This is a genomic window from Eubacterium sp. SB2 (assembly GCF_001244405.1).
Lineage (GTDB): Bacteria > Bacillota > Clostridia > Lachnospirales > Lachnospiraceae > Faecalicatena > Faecalicatena contortus_B.
In genome coordinates this window covers 738,392-759,250 of sequence record NZ_LN865153.1, presented here as the reverse complement: position 1 = coordinate 759,250, position 20,859 = coordinate 738,392, and the positions used below count along the sequence as shown (strand labels likewise).

At 47.6% G+C, this 20,859-nt stretch carries 13 protein-coding genes; 9 read left to right on the top strand and 4 right to left on the bottom strand.

Annotated features, from left to right (window positions below; translation table 11 throughout):
• Positions 1-33: 33 nt before the first annotated feature.
• From BN1938_RS15750 to BN1938_RS15710, 9 genes are all read left to right on the top strand, one after another.
• Positions 34-993: a substrate-binding domain-containing protein gene (locus BN1938_RS15750; RefSeq protein WP_050641506.1), complete on the top strand. Its 960-nt coding sequence runs from the start codon at positions 34-36 to the stop codon at positions 991-993.
• 3 nt (positions 994-996) lie between these two features.
• Entirely contained in the window at positions 997-2,817 is a 1,821-nt protein-coding gene (locus tag BN1938_RS15745) for a cache domain-containing sensor histidine kinase (protein ID WP_050641505.1), read from the top strand.
• Positions 2,810-4,396, top strand: a complete 1,587-nt coding sequence (locus tag BN1938_RS15740) for a response regulator (protein WP_050641504.1) — start codon at positions 2,810-2,812, stop codon at positions 4,394-4,396. Before BN1938_RS15745 ends, BN1938_RS15740 begins: the two co-directional genes overlap by 8 nt.
• Before the next feature lie 183 nt (positions 4,397-4,579).
• A complete protein-coding gene (locus tag BN1938_RS15735) occupies positions 4,580-5,608 on the top strand; it encodes a sugar ABC transporter substrate-binding protein (protein ID WP_050641503.1) in 1,029 nt (342 codons plus the stop codon).
• 70 nt (positions 5,609-5,678) lie between these two features.
• Complete coding sequence (locus tag BN1938_RS15730; protein ID WP_082203033.1) at positions 5,679-7,181, top strand: sugar ABC transporter ATP-binding protein; 1,503 nt, start codon at positions 5,679-5,681, stop codon at positions 7,179-7,181.
• The gene (locus BN1938_RS15725; protein WP_050641502.1) at positions 7,178-8,149 is read left to right on the top strand and encodes an ABC transporter permease; all 972 of its coding nucleotides are present in this window, start codon (positions 7,178-7,180) and stop codon (positions 8,147-8,149) included. Before BN1938_RS15730 ends, BN1938_RS15725 begins: the two co-directional genes overlap by 4 nt.
• 17 nt (positions 8,150-8,166) lie before the next feature.
• Complete coding sequence (locus BN1938_RS15720; protein ID WP_242843875.1) at positions 8,167-9,393, top strand: uroporphyrinogen decarboxylase/cobalamine-independent methonine synthase family protein; 1,227 nt, start codon at positions 8,167-8,169, stop codon at positions 9,391-9,393.
• Between the two features lie 1,017 nt (positions 9,394-10,410).
• A complete protein-coding gene (gene nifJ / locus BN1938_RS15715) occupies positions 10,411-13,953 on the top strand; it encodes a pyruvate:ferredoxin (flavodoxin) oxidoreductase (RefSeq protein WP_050641501.1) in 3,543 nt (1,180 codons plus the stop codon).
• 141 nt (positions 13,954-14,094) lie between these two features.
• On the top strand, positions 14,095-15,768 hold the full coding sequence (locus tag BN1938_RS15710) for a MutS-related protein (protein ID WP_050641500.1): 1,674 nt from the start codon (positions 14,095-14,097) through the stop codon (positions 15,766-15,768).
• Here BN1938_RS15710 and BN1938_RS15705 read toward each other — a convergent pair.
• From BN1938_RS15705 to ade, 4 genes are all read right to left on the bottom strand, one after another.
• A complete protein-coding gene (locus tag BN1938_RS15705) occupies positions 15,765-16,688 on the bottom strand; it encodes a magnesium transporter CorA family protein (protein WP_050641499.1) in 924 nt (307 codons plus the stop codon). The two genes, BN1938_RS15710 and BN1938_RS15705, sit on opposite strands and share 4 nt — an antisense overlap.
• A 185-nt stretch (positions 16,689-16,873) precedes the next feature.
• Complete coding sequence (locus tag BN1938_RS15700; protein ID WP_275891938.1) at positions 16,874-17,056, bottom strand: helix-turn-helix domain-containing protein; 183 nt, start codon at positions 17,054-17,056, stop codon at positions 16,874-16,876.
• 407 nt (positions 17,057-17,463) lie between these two features.
• Entirely contained in the window at positions 17,464-19,029 is a 1,566-nt protein-coding gene (locus BN1938_RS15695; protein WP_050641498.1) for a xanthine/uracil/vitamin C permease, read from the bottom strand.
• Positions 19,030-19,046: 17 nt separating this feature from the next.
• Complete coding sequence (gene ade, locus BN1938_RS15690; RefSeq protein ID WP_330581580.1) at positions 19,047-20,789, bottom strand: adenine deaminase; 1,743 nt, start codon at positions 20,787-20,789, stop codon at positions 19,047-19,049.
• Positions 20,790-20,859 lie beyond the last annotated feature (70 nt).

Below are 20,859 nucleotides of genomic sequence, written 5' to 3'. Positions count from 1 at the left end.
ATGCTATAATTATAAAAAACCCCGGAGGCGGTCATGAAAAAGAAAAGTATCTGGATAAGCGCAGTTATTATCATTTGTCTTTTATTCTTGCTGGTTGTGAATTGCTTTGACTATGGCGCAGAGAAAAGGAAAAAGAGCGTTCAGGTAGCAATATCGTTCAGCGATACAAAAAACGCAAGGACAACTGCCATATGGCAGGATGTTTTGGAGAATCTGGAAAGGCAGGGCTTTACAGTTGAGTGGAGAGATGCAAATGCCGATATAGAGAAGCAGAAACATGATATACAGGAATTGTTAGAATATGAACCGGAATACCTGGCAGTTATGCCTGTGAAAACGATAGGGCTCGAAGAAAGTCTGCGCCAGGCAGATCAGGGAAAAGCAAAGATTATCATGCTGGACAGGCTGGCCGACAACTTAGAAGACATCTCTGTCCTGGCAGAGATCAGAACCGATGCAATGTGGGAAGGGGAAGCCTGTGCGGATCTTCTGGCGCGGTTTTTTGACGGCAGAGAAGGAAAGATTCTGGAAGTACGCGGAGAAAATGGTTCATCCATTAACAGGATGCATAATATCGGATTCAGAAACCAGTTAAGCGAGTACGGCAATCTGGAAATCACGGCAAGCACGGAGGGTAATGGGGATCGGGGAACTGCCAGGAATAATGTCATGAATTATCTTTTAAACCATCCGGGTTCAATCGACGCTATCTTTGCCAACACGGATGAAGAAGGCATTGGAGCGGTTCATGCCCTGGAAGAACTGGGGCTTCGGGAACAGATTACCATAGTCTCCGTGAATGGGATCAAAGATGTAAAAACAGCGATACAGGCAGGCGGATATTATGGCTGTGTCGAGGCATCTCCATATCTGGGGAGAGAACTGGCGGAACTGATCGATCAAGACATGCAGGGGATACAGACCCAGAGCAGCATGGTGGCAAGGGGAAATGTATTTACTGTAAGTAATCTGGATGAAATGCAGGGGTATTAGAAGATGAAGAGAAAATCAATCCGGGACAAGCTGCTGAAGAACTTTGCGCTTTTTTCCCTGATACCGGTCGTTCTTTTTTGCATTGTAATGCTGCTTTACATATCTGCAAATGTGCAGGAAAAAAGAAAGAATGAGATAACCACGAATCTCGGGAATCAGGCGGCCCAGCTGGATAAGCTTCTCCAGCAGGCCTATCAGATCGGTCAGACGATAGCGGGAGATGAAGTGGTTAACCGGGAATTATCGCGGAATTTTTCAGACGCGCAGGAACTTCATGAGAGTGAAATAAAGCTGAACAGTTTATTGTTGGGGACATCCGGGTATTTTGATGAGGCCATCAAGATCTACATTGTCGGAGAAAATGGCGGCGTATATAAGGACAGCCCATACTCACTCCAGGAAAAAGATTATAAATCCCAGGACTGGTATAAGCTGATAAAAGAGATAAAGGAACCAAACTGGTTTGAACTGCACAGTGTATCCTTTTTTGTCAGTACGGCCGAAACGGAATTTGTCTCTCTGGCAATTCCGGTAACGGCAGAGAAAACAGGCCGTATGCTGGGCAGTGTGATGGTAGAAGTGGCGGTATCGGATATTCTGCGCAACAGCAAGTATCAGGAGGAACGTGGAGAATTATACTTGTTTTACCCGGACACACAGATCAGAATCAGGGATGGACAGGTGAAGCTCTATGACGATGACAGAGTTACGCTAATTTGTGAAAATGGTATAGCGGGCCATGAGGAAGTGGTGGAAGAAATGCCGGAAGTTCTGGAGGCGTCCAGGTTTCTGACATACTGGAAAAAAGATTTTCCGGAAAAAGATTTTGGAACCATCTCGAAGTTTATTACGGCCTACCAGCAGCTCCATACAAATGACTGGATTATCGCCTATTACATGCCTCAGGCTGCATACTACAGTCTTTTGATCAACGTGCTGGCGGTGTCGGTTATCGTAACCATCCTCCTGATTGTGATAGGCGGGTACATATCTTACCGAGTGGCCGGCAGCATCACCAGGCCGATTCTGTCCCTGAAGAAGTCCGTGGAAAAGGTGCAGGAGGGGAATTTTGAAATAGCGGTTACATGTGAATCAGAGGACGAGATTGGGGAGCTGGGGAGCCAGTTTAATGTCATGGTTGTGGAAATACGGAACCTGATGGAGCGCATTCAGAAGGAACACGAGCGGCAGCGCCACTATGAACTGCTTCTGCTTCAGGCACAGATCAATCCCCATTTCTTATATAACACGCTGGATTCCCTTATGTGGCTGATTCGCATGAACGAACAGAGGGACGCAGAGAACATGCTGGAGGCCCTGACCCGTTTCTTTAAAACGGGTTTAAACAATGGCAGGGAAGAAGTGTCCCTTAAATATGAAATCTCGAATGTTGAAAGCTACCTGACGATTCAGCTTATGAGATATAAGAAGAAGCTTTCATTTTCCATATATCTGGAGGAAGACATCAGGGATTTTATACTCCCGAAGCTAATCCTCCAGCCCCTGGTAGAAAATTCGATTTACCACGGAATCAAGGGGAAAGAGGACGGAGGGAAGATTCAGATTGACTGCAGGAGAAAAAATGGGAGAATCGTTCTTATGGTGGAAGACAATGGGCTTGGAATGCCAAAGGAACGCTGCCGGAAAATCCAGAGACAACTTTCGGAAGGGTTTGTGGAGGAATCTGAGAGCTACGGGCTTACCAATGTGAACGAGCGGCTGAAGCTTTTCTTCGGAGCTGCGTGCAGGATGAAGGTTGAGAGCAAAGAAGGGGCAGGGATGAAAGTTCTGATCGAGATAAGAGAGGAGCGTATGCATGTATAGATTGGTGATCGCAGACGATGATGAAATACAGTTGAAGGGAATGTGCTGTGCGTTTCCATGGGAGGAGCTGGGGATTGAAGTGGCAGCCGGAGTCGAGGATGGGGATCAGGCGCTGGAAGCTGCGATTGAAAAGCAGGCGGATATCCTTCTGACAGATATTAAGATGTCAAATATGGATGGGCTGCACCTGACGGAACAGATCAAAAAGCAGTGTCCGGAGATTCAGGTGGTCATTATGAGCGCTTATGATGATTTTCAATTTGCACAGAAGGCGCTGCGGCTGGGCGTGGACGATTATCTACTGAAGCCGATTGACCTGAGCCAGCTCCGGGAGACGATGAGGCAGATTGTATATCAGAAAAATGAAAAGAAACGGGCGGAGACTCTGAGAAAACATAGCAGCGGACTGGAAGAAATCGTGCTTGAGGACGAAAAGATCCTGGAGGAAACCTTTTTTCAGAACGTTCTGAACCAGAAATACACAAGAGAAGTGTGCCGTAAACTGGAGAAGCCTTTTCAGAAACAGGAGAGTCAAAAGTGGCTTGTTATGGAGGCCATGTTTGACGATGATGAGAAGGAGACGGAAATAAACCAGATCGTGAAGAGCGTCTGCCAGATGCGCGGATACCAGTATATCTGTAGTTTTGGACACAGTCTGATCTGCTGCTGGGGCAGCGGGGAAAGGATAGAAGCGGATGCCGGCAGCTTCAAAGAAGAATGCAGAAAGAGGATACGGGAGAGAAATATACCAGCCGCAATATCATTTATCATGGGGCCGGCGGTATCGGAGTTATACTACCTGGGTCTGTCGTACGAAAAAGTCCGCCAGATATGCAGCTACCAGTTCAGCGAGGAAAAGGGCAAGGATTTGACGGAGAAAGATCTGGATAAATATTTTGACCAGCATCATACCGTAAATAAAAGTCTTGTGGAATATCTGGCAAAATTAGTTCTGATGGGAAATACGGAGATGATCCATGAGTATGTGGAAAGGCTGAAAAATAACCTGAGGTATACAGGAAGTGATTCTTTGCTGATGCTGTCTTTTTCTCTGAGTTCCATATTAGGGGAGCTGGGGAAAACCCAGCAGCTTGCAGAAACAGGTGAAGCCGATCTGGATGAAGTATACCGTCATGTGATCAAACAAAAAACGCTGGACGATGCAATGGAACTTCTGGAAACGGAACTGATAAAGATGGCTGAGCGTTTCAAGGCCGGAGATGCCATATCCAACGATCAAATGATCAAGAAGGCGTGTGAGTATATAGAAGAGCATTTTGCCGAGCCGGGCCTCCGGATTGGAGAGGTTGCCGGGCATACGGGCTTAAGCCCCAATTATTTCAGTTCGGTCTTTACGGAAGTGACAGGGGAAAGTTTTACAGATTATCTGATCGGCAGAAGAATGAAAGAGGCCCAGCTGCTACTGACGAACTCCGATTATAAGATTCAGGAGATTGGCTATATGTCTGGATATGATAACCCCGCTTATTTTAGTGCGGCTTTTAAGAAATATACGGGAGTCAGTGTTTCACAATATAAAAAAATGATTAAAGGAATCGGGGGCGGAGAGAGCGTATAGCATCCGCCTTCTTTTTTTAGGGAACCCTGGCTGAATGTTTATCTTAACCCGAAATCCGTTCAATATGAAAGAGAGTATGATATCTAAAGTTTATCGTATGATATTGGATTATCAGATTGGACAATGAAAATTATAATAGAACTATCTTAAATAGAACTGTTTCATATAGGAAGGAGAAAATTTATGAAAAAGAAAGTTTTAAGTATTCTGGTAGCGGCGGTGATGGTGATGTCCCTTGGGGCATGCAGCCTGGTGAAGACTTCGGATGATTCAGCAGGAGGTTCTTCCGACACGAAAGAGAAAAAGGACGGAACCCTGAAGGTAGGGTATACCGTACAAAGCATGGAAAATGCGTATTTTGTTTCCATTGTGGAGGGGATGAAGGCTGCGGCCAAGGAAAAAGGAATCGATCTGGTAGTTGCAGATGCTGCGGCAGATGCATCAAAGCATATCAGCCAGATTGAAGATTTTGTATCTCAGGGTGTGGATGCCATCATCATCAGTCCGGTGGATCAGGAAGCGCCGGCAGATGCGGTAAAGAAGGCTCAGGATGCGGGGATACCGGTTATCAGCCTTGACCAGGAAGTAAAGGGTTCGGATGCATTTTTCGGCATCGATGAAGAAGAATACGGACGGCTTGGCGGAGAGCTTGCAGGGCAATGGCTGAACGAGAAAGAAGGCGACGGCACAATCGACGATATTGCAAACGATAAGGGCGAGATTGAGGTCGTGGTTGTCCGCTATGACCAGATACCGTCAGTTATCAAACGTGCAGACGGCTTAAAACAAGGGCTGGAAGACACTTATACCGGCGACAAGAAGATCAACTATGTCTACGAGCAGAACGCCGCGGATGCCGATACAGGTTACAACCTGTCCGAAACAGCCTTAACGTCCAATCCGGGTGTCTCAATGTTCATCTGCATCAACGATTCCTCCGCGCTGGGCGTATACGAATCCTGTCTCACACATAAAGAGCACACACCGGACAATACCTGTATCATCGGTCTGGATGCACTGCCGGAAGCGCTCAAGCTGATCTCCCAAGATACAATGTATCAGGGAACCGTAGACATCAAGCCCGCCGAAAAAGGTGCGGAAGTATTGGATTTAGTACAGGATGTATTGGAAAACGGACCGAAATCAGAACAGATCGTCTATGAAATGAGCCAGGTAACAAAAGAGAACATTGGGGATTATGATATTGAATAGGCGCTGAAAATCAACGGTATATTTTAAGAAAATTCTGAAAATGGAGGGCAAAGGGGTCTGACCCCTATGAATGATGGAGCAGAAAATACTTGAATTAAGACATATTACGAAGCTTTATCCCGGTGTTGTGGCCCTTGATGACGTCTCCCTGGGGTTCTCCCGGGGAGAGGTGCATGCGATTGTCGGTGAAAATGGAGCAGGCAAATCTACCTTTATTAAAGTGATTACCGGAGCTATTGCACCAACGCAGGGGACGCTCATATTTGAAGGAAAACAAATCGAGGACAATACGCCACAGAAATCGATGGCGCTGGGGATCACGGCGATCTATCAGGAGCTTAATCTTCTGAAACACTTGTCTGTGGCAGAAAATATTTATTATAACCGGTACCGGAAAAAAAGAGGGCTTATTGATTTTCGTGGGATGGAAGAGGATGCGGCAAAGGTTTTAGACAGACTTGGCGTGAAGATAGATCCTAAGATGCTGGTCAAAGACCTGTCGGTCGGTTATCAGCAGCTTGTGGAAATCGCAAAGTCACTTTCACAGGATGTGAAGGTTATGATTATGGATGAGCCGTCCGCTGCTTTGACTAACAGTGAACTGGAGTATTTGTTTGAGATTGTAAAAACCCTGAAGCAGGAAGGCATGGCAATCCTGTACATTTCACACCGTATGGAAGAAATATTTCAATTGTGTGATAAAGTTTCTGTTTTCCGTGACGGGCATTACATAAAGACAATGGATGTAAAGGAAACCACACAGGAAGAACTGATCCGGCTGATGGTAAACCGGGAATTAAATGATACGTTTCCGGAATTTATTCCGGATAGAGGCGAAAAAGTTCTGGAGGTCCAAAACGTATGTACCGAGCTCTTAAAAGAGGTATCTTTTGAGGCCTACCGCGGTGAAAGACTTGGGTTTGCAGGGCTGGTCGGCGCAGGTCGTACAGAGACGGCAAGGGCGGTATACGGGGCGGATAAGATGCAGAAGGGAGAGATCCGGATCAAGGGACGTTCCGTAAATATCCAGTCTCCGGAGGATGCCATAAAACATGGGATTGCACTGATTCCCGAGGACAGGAAGCAGCAGGGGCTGTTTTTGAACATGTCTGTAAAAGATAATATCAGTTTTGTATACGCACCCCGGATTACAAATGTTCTTGGGTTGATTAACGGAAATAAAGAAGAGGAAGCCTGCCGGCAGCAGATTGAGAAGCTGACCGTAAAAACTCCGACTATGCGGCAGCTTGTCAAGAACTTAAGTGGCGGAAACCAACAGAAAGTTATTCTGGGGAAATGGCTCCTCATGAACTGTGATATCATCATCTTTGATGAGCCCACACGGGGAATTGATGTGGGAGCAAAACAGGAAATATACGAACTGATCAATGAACTGGCGAGACAGGGGAAGGCCGTGATCCTAATCTCCTCAGAGCTCCCGGAGCTGATGGGGATGTCTGACCGTGTTATCGTCATGGCAGAAGGGCGGATATCCGGCGAACTTAAAAAAGAGCAGATTCATCAGGAAAAAATATTAGAATTGGCGTCTAAGGCACAGGAGGTTATGTCATGAAGGAAAAGATGAATGCAAACAAAAAGAAAATAGAGTGGAATAATATGGGAATTATTATTGCATTAGCGGTGATGGTCATATTCTTTTCCTTCTCCACGACTTCATTTCTGACGCCGAATAACCTGGCAAATATTGCCCGTCAGATTTCCATAGTAGGAATCTGCGCTGTTGGTATGACATGCGTGATTCTGACCGGAGGCATCGACCTTTCGATCGGATCATTGATCGGAGTTGTCGTCGTGACATGCGCCACCTTAATGAGTAAGGGCGTCAATCCCGTTCTCGTCGTATTCATAGGGTTTGCCATTGGCATTGTGATAGGAATCATTAATGCAACCTGCATTACCTGTCTGAAAATACCGCCAATTATTACAACTCTCGGCATGATGATAAGCCTGAGGGGAGCCACCTATCTGATATCGGGCGGAATGCCTATCTATGGAATTCCCGAAGGATTCAAGATACTGGGGCAGGGGAGTATCGGGCTGGTTCCGATCTCCATGATTATCATGGTGCTGGCATTTATCTTCGGATATATCATGCTGGGAAAAACAGTTTTTGGCAGGAGGATTTACGGCATAGGAGGCAACGAGGAGACGACCAGGCTGTCGGGAGTGAATGTGAAAAAGGAAATCTATAAAATCTATACCATGGTAGGATTCCTGGGCGCCCTGGCCTCACTCATACTGATGTCAAGGGTAAACAGCGGGCAGCCGAGTGCAGGAGACGGTTACGAAATGGACATTATAACGGCCGTAGTCCTGGGCGGGGTAAGTGTCAGCGGCGGAGAAGGTAAACTGTCAAAGGTAATCGTGGGGGTTGTATTCATGGGAGTCCTTGCAAACGGTATGATGATGCTCAATATCAACGAATACTGGCAGCGGGTTGTGAAAGGAATCGTGCTGATTGTGGCGGTTGCCGTGGATATCCGGTCAAGGGAAAAGAAGGCAAAGCTAAAAACAGCGTAATGCAGAGGGAGACTTTTATGGAAAATACAAACTTAAATACCCAGGCGGCGTCCTGTAAGGCTTGCTCTGCGGACGGATCCGCAGAAAACTGCGGAACAATGTATACCCAAAGGGCACCCCGTAATACATGCCCTGCGGGCGGGTCCGCAGAAAACTGCGGAACAATGTATGACCTGGGCCTGGAGACAAAACCAGATTTTTTAGAATGTATGAAACGGATATACGCGTGGTATGACGGAGAAATACTGGACCGTGTACCCATACGGTTTTCGGCCCACAATGAAGAGTATGACACTGCAGATTCAGCGGACAGCTGGAGCAGTCTGAAAGCCCGGTGGTTCGATACAGAATATCAGGTGTCCGCCTTTGAAAAAAAATTACATGCAAACCAGTGGCTGGGGGAAACATTCCCCATCTACTTTCCAAATCTTGGCCCGAACTTTTTTGCTGCGGTGCTTGCAGACTGTGAACTGGAGTTCGGGGAAGTAACTTCCTGGTGCGAACCGCAGATATTCGGCGAGGATGATCTGGAAAAAATCTGTTTTCATCCAGAAAGCAGCTATTACCAGAAAATGCTGGAGATGATGGACTATGCTCTCGAGCGGTGTGAAGGGCGTTTTATGGTCGGCTATACGGATATGCATCCGAGTTTGGACTGCGCCGCAGCCTTGCGCGGTACACAGGAGCTGTGTATGGATATGTACGACGACATAGAATTTGTAAAAAAACTGGTACAAAAATGTTTTGCCCCCTTTTTCCCGATGATGGAAGTCTTCCATGACAAGCTAAGACAAAAGAGGCAGCTTTCTGTCTCGTGGATGGATATCCCCTCCTATGGGACGATGCATATACCAAGCTGCGATATGGGGGCGATGATCTCCCAGGAATTCTTCAATGAGATCTCTCTGCCATATATAAAGAAAGAAAGCGAACACTTCGATCATAACATCTTCCACCTGGACGGAAAAGGAGTCGCAAACCATATTGACGAGATACTAAAAATCGATCAGATACAGGCTATCCAGTGGGTGCAGGGCGTAGGAGCGGATAAACCAATCATGCAGTGGGTCCCGTTCATCAAAAAGATACAGGCAGCGGGTAAAAGCATCGTTGTAGATCTCGAGCCGCAGGAACTGGAAACTTTTATAGATGCAGTATCCCCGAAGGGAATCTATCTGTGCATGAACGAAAAAAACCCAGAGACACAAAAACAAATCATAGCGCGGTTGTTAAGGTGGGGGTAGTGGTGAGGGGTGTTGACTTGGGGGACGCCTGCGGAAAGGAGGAGACGGGGCACGGCACAGGAGGCATATGTGGGTTTACTGGACGGTCCATTTGCTAACTTCCACTAAAGGGGAAACAGCCGGATTTTATGGAACCGAAGGGATTCACCCCGTTTTCTGATGAAAACGCGGCTCAGCCCTTCTTGAAATTTGTTTTGGAAAACAAATTTCATCCATAAAATCCGGCTGTTTCCCCTTAAGTGGCAGTAACGCGCATTCTATGCCCTGTAAACCCACATATGCCTCCTGTGCCGTGCCCCGTCTCCTCCTTTCCCCAGGCTGGTTCTTCCAGACGGCAGGAAAGAACAGATCCCCTCGTGGGGACTACAGAGTGTGGCGGCGTAGGAATTCGTTTGAGGGAACGTACAACTATTCGGAGTGACGGAGAGATTTCGGGAATATAGACTTTAACGGAAGAAAAGAAAAAACATATCAATAGTTAAATTATAACGCAAAATGCCAGCATAAATCCGCAGCTCCCGTACAAGTCCCTCTGGGATTTGCTCTTAACTGCCGATTGGATGCAATAGCGAATGACAAGGCGGGGACGGTGCGCGGCGGGGGGATGTCTGCTGGTGAAAAGTCCATAAAGCAAGCGTTAGAAGCTGTTGAAGAAAGCGGAAGTAAAATGGAGGGCAAAATTTGCCTCACCAGGCAAATTTTGATGCCGCCTGCGGCGCGAATGCATCGGCATTCGGGCCAAATGCGGCATGTACCTCCATTTTACTTCCGCTTTCTTCTACAGCTTCTTCGCGAAGTGTCAGGACATTTCACCAGCAGACATCCCCCCGCCGCGCACCGTCCCCGCCTTGTCATTCGCGTCCCCATTCGAATTCAAGAAAAACTCCCACCCCGTTGTACGCAAAAATAAACAAAAAATGGGGTACCCTGACTAGACTTTTGCCGATTTAGGCGATATAATGGAAGCACATGTGAAAAAATAAACTTTTACAATGTAATTTTAAGGAGGAACAAGAAATGGCAAGAAAAATGAAGACCATGGATGGTAACCAGGCAGCAGCTCACGTGTCATATGCATATACGGAAGTTGCAGCAATATACCCAATCACACCATCATCTGTTATGCCAGAACATATCGATGAATGGGCTACCGAGGGCAGAGAGAACATTTTTGGACAAACTGTTCAGGTAACAGAGATGCAGTCTGAAGCGGGTGCGGCTGGAGCTGTACATGGATCATTAGCAGCGGGAGCTTTGACAACCACATTTACAGCATCTCAGGGATTGCTTTTGATGATCCCTAACTTATATAAAGTAGCCGGAGAACAATTACCAGGAGTATTCAACGTATCAGCACGTGCAATCGCAAGCCATGCACTGTCAATTTTCGGTGACCACTCTGACGTTTATGCCTGTCGCCAGACAGGAGCAGCTATGCTCTGTGAAGGCAGTGTACAGGAGGTTATGGACCTGACAGCAGTTGCACACTGTGCAGCACTTGAAGGAAAAATTCCGTTTATCAACTTCTTCGACGGATTCAGAACATCCCACGAGATCCAGAAGATCGAGGCATGGGATTATGAAGACCTGAAAGATATGGTAAACATGGACGCCATCGACGCATTCCGTGCACACGCACTGAATCCGAACCACCCATGCCATAGAGGTTCCGCTCAGAATCCTGATATCTTCTTCCAGGCAAGAGAAGCATGCAATCCTTATTATGATGCTCTTCCGGGAATCGTTCAGAATTACATGGACAAGGTGAATGCCAAGATCGGCACAGATTATAAATTGTTTAACTACTATGGAGCAGAAGACGCAGAGCGCGTGATCGTAGCTATGGGTTCTGCATGTGACACAATTGAGGAGACGATTGATTACCTGCTTGCTGCAGGCGAGAAAGTCGGCGTTGTTAAAGTCCGCCTTTACAGACCATTCTGCGCAGAGGCTCTGATCAATGCGATTCCTGAGACTGTTAAGACAATTTCTGTACTTGACAGAACAAAAGAGCCGGGAGCTCTTGGAGAGCCATTATATCTGGACGTTGTTGCTGCACTTAAAGGCTCCAAGTTTGATGCAGTTCCGGTATTCTCAGGACGTTACGGATTAGGATCCAAAGACACAACACCAGCTCAGATCGTAGCTGTATTCAATAACACAGAGAAACAGAAATTCACAATCGGTATCGAAGATGATGTGACAAATCTGTCTCTGGATGCAGGCGCTCCGCTTGTAACGACTCCGGAAGGAACAATCAACTGTAAGTTCTGGGGACTTGGAGCAGACGGTACTGTCGGCGCTAACAAGAACTCCATCAAGATCATTGGTGACAACACAGACATGTACGCACAGGCTTACTTTGACTATGACTCTAAGAAGTCCGGCGGTGTTACGATGTCCCACTTACGTTTTGGTAAGAAACCGATCAAGTCAACATACCTGATCAGACAGGCTAACTTTGTAGCATGCCACAACCCATCTTATATTGACAAATATAACATGGTTCAGGAGCTGGTTGACGGAGGAACATTCCTTCTGAACTGCCCATGGGATGCTGAAGGACTTGACAAACACTTACCGGGACAGGTAAAAGCGTTTATCGCAAACCACGGCATCAAGTTCTACACAATCGATGGTATCAAGATTGGTAAAGAGATCGGACTTGGCGGACGTATCAATACAGTTCTTCAGTCAGCATTCTTCAAACTCGCAGCGATCATTCCGGAAGAGGAAGCAATCGACCTGATGAAGAAAGCAGCTAAGGCTACTTACGGAAGAAAAGGCGACAAGATCGTACAGATGAACTACGATGCAATCGATGCAGGCGCTAAGCAGGTTGTAGAGATCACAGTTCCGGAGAGCTGGAAAGATGCAGCTGACGAAGGCCTGACAACTCCTCATGTAAATGAGAAAGGCAAGAGAGAAATCGTTGATTTCGTTAAGAATATCCAGGCAAAAGTAAATGCACAGGAAGGAAACTCACTTCCGGTATCCGCATTCAAGGATTATGTAGATGGTTCTACACCGTCAGGTACTTCCGCATACGAGAAACGCGGTATCGCAGTTGATATTCCGATGTGGAAACCAGAGAACTGTATCCAGTGTAACCGCTGTGCATATGTCTGCCCGCACGCAGTTATCCGTCCGGTTGCCCTGACAGAAGAAGAGGCAGCGAAAGTTCCGGAAGGATTCCAGACAATCGATATGGTTGGTATGCCAAACATGAAGTTTGCTATCACGGTATCTGCATATGACTGTACAGGATGTGGATCATGTGCGAATGTCTGCCCGGGCAAGAAGGGTGAAAAAGCTCTTGTTATGGAGAACATGGAAGCAAATGCAGGCGTACAGGAATACTTCGACTTTGGCAGAGAGATCCCTGTAAAACCGGAAGTTGTAACTAAGTTCAAAGAGACAACCGTTAAGGGAAGCCAGTTCAAACAGCCGCTGCTCGAATTCTCAGGTGCATGTGCAGGATGTGGTGAGACACCTTACGCGAAGTTAATCACACAGTTATTCGGTGAGAGAATGTATATTGCAAATGCAACAGGATGTTCCTCTATCTGGGGCAATTCTTCACCGTCCACACCATACACAGTAACACCAGAGGGCAAAGGACCGGCATGGTGCAACTCTCTGTTCGAAGATAACGCAGAGTTTGGATATGGTATGCTGCTGGCTCAGAATACAATCAGAGAGAGAATGAAAGGCCACGTTGAGAAACTTGCTGAGAATGCAGGAAACGAAGACGTTAAGGCTGCAGCTCAGGATTACCTGGACACATTTGCAAGCGGCGCTACAAACGGAACGGCTACAGACAAGCTGGTTGCAGCTCTGGAAGCATGTGGCTGTGACTCCGAAGATAAAGCAGAACTGCTGAAGCACAAAGATTTCCTTGCTAAGAAATCCCAGTGGATCTTCGGTGGTGACGGATGGGCTTACGACATCGGATTCGGCGGTGTTGACCACGTACTGGCAAGCGGACAGGACATCAACATCATGGTATTTGATACAGAAGTTTACTCCAACACAGGCGGACAGTCATCCAAGGCTACCAAGACAGGTGCAACTGCACAGTTCGCAGCAGGCGGAAAAGAAACAAAGAAAAAAGACCTTGCCGGAATCGCTATGAGCTATGGCTATGTATATGTAGCACAGATCGCTATGGGTGCTGATTACAACCAGACAGTAAAAGCAATTGCAGAGGCGGAGGCATATCCGGGACCATCACTCATCATCGCTTACGCTCCATGTATCAACCATGGTATCAAGAAAGGTATGAGCAAAGCTCAGACCGAGGAGCAGCTGGCAGTAGAATGTGGTTACTGGAACAACTTCAGATTCAATCCGGCAGCTGAGGGTGCGAAATTCACACTGGACAGCAAAGAGCCAAAACAGGATGAATACCAGGCATTCCTTGACGGAGAAGTTCGTTACAATGCCCTGAAGAGAGCAAATCCGGAAAAAGCTGAAAAACTCTTTGCTCAGAATGAGAAAGAAGCTATGGAAAGATATGCTTACCTGAAGAAACTGGTTACTCTTTACGGAGAGGAATAAAAAGGCCGGTCTTCCTGCGGGAAGCGGCAGGTAATAAAAGGGGCGGTACACTTATCACGGTGTACCGCCTTTTAGATATAGCCGGATATATGGCCGGCCGGACAATGTCCCCTGAGGCGAGCTTGATTGTGAGGAGTCTGTATGAATGAAAATATATTTGTGGCACTGCTGATCGTCGGTATTCTTGTCATATTCTTTCTGATTTCTTTCTTCGACCAGAAAAGAAGGCTGCGGAAAATGAAGCGGAGAATGCTTTACTATTACGGACGCGACAGAGAAATTGTATATTCCGACGAAATTCTTTCTGTAATCGGAGCCTATACGAAGGCAAAGGATACCATGGTGGACGACATCACGTGGAATGACCTGGATCTGGATTCCGTATTTATGAAGATAAACCATACCTGGTCTTTTGCAGGGGAGGACTACCTGTATTATCTGATGCATATCCCGGCGGAGGGGCCGGTAACCTGTGTAGAACAGGAGGAAATGATCAGGTACTATCAAACCCATGAAAAAGAGCGACTGCAGATGCAGATGGAATTTGCAGCAATCGGTAAGAATCATTCGTCTTCCGCCTACCATTATATTATGAACAGCATCCATCTAAGTAAAAATGTTCCGATCCAGCACTATGGGGCGCTGCTGCTTCTGATCGTGTCAGTCATATGTGTAATCGCTGCCCCGGCTGCGGGTATTGGGCTTTTGATTCTCTGCATGGCCGTGAATATCGCGCTGTATATGTCCCAGAGGAGAAAACTGGAGGCATCCATACAGGCGCTTCACCTCTTTTTAAAGCTGGAGGCAGGTGCGGGGAGAATCCTGAAAAGAAAGCTTGTCTGCAGTGAGGAATACCGGAAGCGGCTGGAACAGGATTATAAAAAACTGAAAAAACAGATTGGCAATGTGGCATTAATTAAATCGGCAAACGCGGACAGCCAGTCATTGACGGAAATCGCGCTGGATTACATCCGGATGATTTCCCATGTAGACTGTATTCAGTTCTATAAGTGTATGAAAAGGCTGGAAAAATCCATAGATGTGGTGGAAGATATCATCAGTACTATGGGTTTTCTGGAGAGCCTGATTTCCATAGGTTCTCTGCGGGAGTCGCTGCCGTATTACTGCATTCCTGAATTTACGGAAGAACCTGTGCTTGAAATTGTGGATGCCTATCATCCGGAATTATCCGAACCGGTGCCGAACTCCGTGAAAGCTGAGCGCGGAATACTGATTACCGGATCCAATGCATCGGGAAAGTCCACATTTTTGAAAACCATTGCTTTAAATGTCATACTGGCGCAGTCCATCCATACCTGTTCCGCCAGACAATATAAGGGGGCATGGTTCCGTGTATTTTCCTCCATGGCCCTGCGGGACAATCTGTATAATGGGGAGAGCTATTATATAGCGGAGATCCGCGCTCTGAAAAGGATCTTTGACTGGGAAGGGAATGAGACGGTTCTCTGTTTTGTAGACGAAGTACTCAGGGGAACCAATACAGTGGAAAGAATTGCGGCTTCCGCACAGGTACTGAAGAAGTTCAGTGAGCGGGGAATTCTCTGTTTTGCCGCGACTCATGACATTGAGCTGACTTACCTTTTGGAAGAACAGTACGGGAATTATCATTTCCAGGAACAGGTTCTTGAGGAGGAGGTAGTCTTTGACTATCTCCTCTATGAAGGAAGGTCCAATTCCAGAAATGCAATCCGGCTCCTGGAAATTCTCGGATATGATCCGGACATCACAGCCGGTGCAGAGAAGATGGTGGAAGGATTCCTGGAGACCGGAAAGTGGACGCCGACAGCCGGTTAATCAAACCAGTTTTTGATCTTAAACAGCCAGATCTCGACCAGTACAATCAGAAGGCTGATGACACAGACCAGAATATAGCCATAAGGAGAATCCAGCTCCGGCATATTGACAAAATTCATACCGTACCATCCCGCAATCAGAGTCAGCGGCATAAATATAGTTGTGACAATCGTCAAAAACTTCATAATCTGGTTCTGGTGCATATCCACCTGAGTCTGATGCATCTCCCGCAGCTGCATGGAATACTCCTTGAGCATCTGGACATTAGAATACAGCCGCCCTGCACGGTCAGCAAAAAGACCAAACAGGAGGCTGTTTTTTTCGTCCTCGGCACAGAAACCATCCGATGCGAAAGCCTCTCCCATATCCTGGAGCTGTTCATAGTAACTCCCTAAGACTGCAAGTTTTCTGCGCATTTGAAAGATCTGACGGTTAAAAGAGGCATCATTTTTATCCAGCAGCTGTTCCTCAAGCGATGTCAGAATTTCCTCAAAATGCTGGAGGAAGAAGACATCGTCCTTAATCAGATATTCCAAAAAAGCCGCAAAAAAGCGAAGAACAGAGGTGGGGTGTGATAAAGGGATTTCCTTCATCTGTTCCAAAACAGAGGTGGTGAATCCCTGGTCATCGATAAAGGCCAGCTCTGTTCTTTCTATAAAAAAGGCAAAAGCGGACCGTTCTCCTGTCAGGGCTTCCCTGGACGGACATGAAAAAGCGCCGGATATGAAGTCCCCCATCATATCTGCCTTACAGTATCGGATGTTAGAAAACCCCTGCTTTATCATTCTGTAATGACCGGCTCCGTGAAAAAGTTCTTCATATTCACTTGAGGTAAGAACAGTAACCAGGCCGGCCCCTTCCGTCAGGACATCTCCCTCCTGAACCGGAGTTAATTTGTTGTATAAAGTATATCTTACCATAGCTGGAATCATCCTTTCTATACAGAGTGCGGATCCGCTTGCATAAAAACAAAGACATCCGAGTGGGTGTATAGTTACTGCTGAATCCATTTGGGCAGAGACAGCAGCTCCCCATCGAAAAGTCTGTTTTGGCCTGCTCGACATGTTTATCTAATTCTGGTAAAATGAAAAAAGGTAAACAGTAATTAGTTCTCCTCTTCCCGATCTGTGAATTCAACAACGTCGCAGATATCACAATTCAATATTTTACAGATATCCTGCAGCGTGTTCAAAGTGATGCTCTTATTTTTTCTGAGGGAGTCCAGCGTCCCGTTTGAAAAATGGTATTCATTGATTAGTTTATATTGTGTAAGTCCCTTCTTTTTCAAGGTCTCCCACAATGGAGCGTAACTTATGATAATACTCACTCCCTTCATTCCGTTAAACTAATTATAGGAAAGATCGTAAACTTTCACATTGCCGGTAATCCGGCTATATGGAATCGGACCTTTGCTTATGAGGTTTAAAACGTGTCTGAAGGGTGCAGAAGTATCCCCCACTGACATGAGGTATATCTACGCAACTATATAAGCTGTAACGATACTCTGTGTAAAATCCGAGCGCAGATTGTAATAATATTTTTTGTATTCGGTATAAAATACTATAAGCCCGGCGTGATACCAACTCAAGTACATTATAGAAGATGCAAAATAAGCGTAATGTAGTCGTACTCTGTGAAATCATTGATCATGGCATGAAACAATCCGCGGCCCCCAACCAGCCACCCCCGCCCCCTCTACACATAATCGAAATCATCGGGCCCCTTAAACCAGCTTCTGCGTCCCAGATGCAGTATGAAGCACAGTACTGCCATGGAAAGATACCCAATCATAAAAGGGGATAACGGATAGAACCCCAGAGCCGCGCTGTGTATAAATCCAAAGAAGGAGAGCGCTGCACCGGCGAGGGCTGTTACCGCCGCCAGATTTAATTTTTTATCTATAATAAATGCGGTCATGGTTCCCAGCAGGATTCCGATAATGATGGCTCCGGGTTTGACCGCTGGGACTCCGTTCCACATGACGCCTGCGTCCAGCAGGGACTGGGTGACTTCCGGGGTATATCCGGAGTATCCGGCCGGGAGTGTTTCCGTCCAGACATTGGCAAGGCCAGCGGCTCCCGTGATCTGCGTGAACAGGTAGTCTGCAACAGGCGGGATCATGGCGATTCCGACTGCGGCATAGTGCTTTTTGCTGCAGTCTTTAAAGGCCTGGCACACCATGACGATGGCGCACCACAGATAGGTGACGGCACAGACGGCCGGCGGGACCAGCCTGCTCAGGAAGGTGAAGAGCCCCAGCAGTCCCGCAAGGCCCAGCACCAGACCGGAGATAAAGGAATAGCCGATGCCGGCCTTTGCTTTTTTCAGGCCGGCATGTCCAAGCCATACGGTATTCGGCACAACGCCTCCAAATACGGCAGAGATCATGGTGCAGATACCGTCTGCAAACTGCGCTTCCCGTACTTTATAGTTGTCCCCGGCTGCGTTTGCAGCCTCTACATTGTCCATTGTTTCGATGAAGTTATAGATCTCAATCGGGATGATAATCGTGAGATAAGGAGCGACTATGGCAAAGCCGCTTAACAGATGCTGGATGCTGTTTACCGGGTTCGGAAAATAAAAGCCGACCCCGCTGAAATCAATGCTGGTCCGCCCCAGACAGAAGGCATAGACGATGCCCCCCACGATTGCGACCACAAGAGGAGGGATCTTTCCGGGAAACAGATAGCCGCCGAATACGCCGATCAGGGCAAGAATCAGGATCGGCATGCCGATGACCGGATCGCTGAATACGTCAAAGACTCCCTGCGTTGCCATCCAGATGAATCCGATACCGGCGACGGTCCCGAGCAGTGCAGCCCTCGGGATTTTTCTCTTCATCCAGGGGCCGATGAAACCGCCGAAGAATTCGACTGCACCTCCCAGAAAGCAGGCGGCAATGGCTGCGGACCATGCCAGTTCCGGATCCTCCAGCGCGTAGTGAAGCGGCATGATTACACCGTAGAGTATTACAAACATAGCAGGGGTGGAGACTCCGGAAGGCAGCGCGGTCACATCCGCACGCCCTTCCCTTTTAGACAGGCTGTATGCCATAAAGGCGTAGTAAAAGCCACTGAGCATCAGGCCGATTGACATTCCGGGGATGACTCTGCCGTATACGATCTCGTCCGGCCAGCCAAGGACACCGGATAAAGTGGCGATTACGATCAGATAGTTTACAATATTATTGGTGATGGAGTAAGCCATCCCCCCGATATCTCCTCTTTGGAATAAAGGAACAATCTCCTTCTTCTCTCTCAATACCCTGTCACCTCCATCTATTCTGCTTCCACAGGAATAAAGTCAAACTTTGTTACGTCGAATAAGCCCATATCGGTCAGCTTTATTTCCGGGATGACTGCCAGTGACATGAAGCACAATGTCATAACAGGTTCTACATCTCTGCTGATGCCCAGCTCTTCATGGGCGGCCTGGTGAATGCGTGTCAGTTTATCATCTACCCATTCCCCGCTCTGGTCGCTCATCAGGCCGCCGATGGGCATGGGCATAGATTCCGTGACATGCCCGTCCTTTACAAGAACGATTCCGCCGTTTTGGCGGATTAACTCCTGTACGGCAAATGCCATATCCTCGTCGGTTACGCCTACGGTAATGATATTGTGTGAATCATGGGCCACAGATAAAGCTGCTGCGCCTTCCCTTATTCCGTAGCCCCGCAGAAATGCGGCCGCAACATTTCCTGTCTCCTGGTGGCGCTCAATGACGGCTATTTTTACAAGATCCACATCCGGATCTCTGACAAAGTCGCCGGCCTTATCCAGTTTCACGTCCGCAGTGCCTTTTCCGGTCACTACACCGCCCGGCAGAATGTCTATTACATGAACATGCCCCGATTTCAGATGCATTTTCAGTTTGTTTTTTGAAAAATCTTTCACATGAAAGCTGCCTTTAACCGATGAGATATCCCGCTTTTCAACCGGAAGCAGATAGTTCCCTTCGGCAGCGGCAAGGGTACCCCCAATCCAGACTTTCGAGACGGAGAAGTCTCTTAGGTTATCGAGCAGAACGATGTCCGCGCGAAGGCCCGGTGCGATGGCTCCGCGGTCGTAAAGACGGAAACATTCGGCTGCATTCAGGCTTGCCATCCGGATCGCGGTAATTGCATCGATCCCCTCCTCCACGCAGATGGAAAGATGATGATCCAGATGCCCCTGCTCCAGAATGGTTTTGGGCTGGAGGTCATCGGAACAGAGCAGACAGCGCCGGTTGTTCATAGGGGTCAGACCCTGAAGCAGAGTCCTTAAGTTGTGGCATGCGGAACCCTGCCTCAGGAGTACGTACATACCCCGGGAAATGCGGTCCAGCATCTCCTCCACAGTGGAACATTCGTGGTCTGTGTGGATCAGAGCGGCGGCATAGGCATTCAGATCCCGGCCCGAGACTCCGGGGCTGTGGCCGTCTATCAGCTTTCCAATTTCCTTTGCGGTCATAAGCTTATCGAGATCGCTTTCACACCCATGAATCAGGCCGGGGAAGTTCATGTACTCCCCGAGGCCCAGGATTCTTTCGTCCTGAATCGGGCCTTTCATAGCCTCTGCATCTATATTGGCGCCTGCGTGTTCAAAGGGAGTGGCCGGGACGCAGGAGGGAAGCATATACTTGATATCCAGGGCAGTGCCTTCTGCGGCCTGCAGCATATAATCCAGGCCTCGGATTCCGCATACATTCACGATCTCGTGAGGGTCGGCGATTATGGTAGTGGCACCGTGGGGAACCAGGAGGCGGCCAATCTCTTCCGGGCTTACATAGGCGGATTCGATGTGAATATGGCTGTCTATGAAGCCGGGGACTGCATATTTTCCTTTTGCGTCAATTTCTTCCCGTCCCTCATAGCTCCCGATTCCGGCAATCCTTCCCCGGATCATTGCAATATCGCCCTCAATGATACTGCCGTTTAAGACGTCAACAACCCGGCAGTTCTTGATGACGATATCCGCGGTATTTCTGCCGGCCGCTGTGTCGATCAGTTCCTTCAGAGCCTCTTTGCTCATTTCATTCATGCATATTCCTCCTTGCTGGAAATCATTATGGACAATTGTTCTGTTGTAACCGCTCAGGCAAGCCTGAACT

Excerpts from the sequence above, each read along its gene's own strand:
- BN1938_RS15750 (WP_050641506.1), top strand. The coding sequence starts at position 34 with ATGAAAAAGAAAAGTATCTGGATAAGCGCAGTTATTATCATTTGTCTT.
- BN1938_RS15745 (WP_050641505.1), top strand. The coding sequence starts at position 997 with ATGAAGAGAAAATCAATCCGGGACAAGCTGCTGAAGAACTTTGCGCTT.
- BN1938_RS15740 (WP_050641504.1), top strand. The coding sequence starts at position 2,810 with ATGTATAGATTGGTGATCGCAGACGATGATGAAATACAGTTGAAGGGA.
- BN1938_RS15735 (WP_050641503.1), top strand. The coding sequence starts at position 4,580 with ATGAAAAAGAAAGTTTTAAGTATTCTGGTAGCGGCGGTGATGGTGATG.
- BN1938_RS15730 (WP_082203033.1), top strand. The coding sequence starts at position 5,679 with ATGATGGAGCAGAAAATACTTGAATTAAGACATATTACGAAGCTTTAT.
- BN1938_RS15725 (WP_050641502.1), top strand. The coding sequence starts at position 7,178 with ATGAAGGAAAAGATGAATGCAAACAAAAAGAAAATAGAGTGGAATAAT.
- BN1938_RS15720 (WP_242843875.1), top strand. The coding sequence starts at position 8,167 with ATGGAAAATACAAACTTAAATACCCAGGCGGCGTCCTGTAAGGCTTGC.
- nifJ (WP_050641501.1), top strand. The coding sequence starts at position 10,411 with ATGGCAAGAAAAATGAAGACCATGGATGGTAACCAGGCAGCAGCTCAC.
- BN1938_RS15710 (WP_050641500.1), top strand. The coding sequence starts at position 14,095 with ATGAATGAAAATATATTTGTGGCACTGCTGATCGTCGGTATTCTTGTC.
- BN1938_RS15705 (WP_050641499.1), bottom strand. The coding sequence starts at position 16,688 with ATGGTAAGATATACTTTATACAACAAATTAACTCCGGTTCAGGAGGGA.
- ade (WP_330581580.1), bottom strand. The coding sequence starts at position 20,789 with ATGAATGAAATGAGCAAAGAGGCTCTGAAGGAACTGATCGACACAGCG.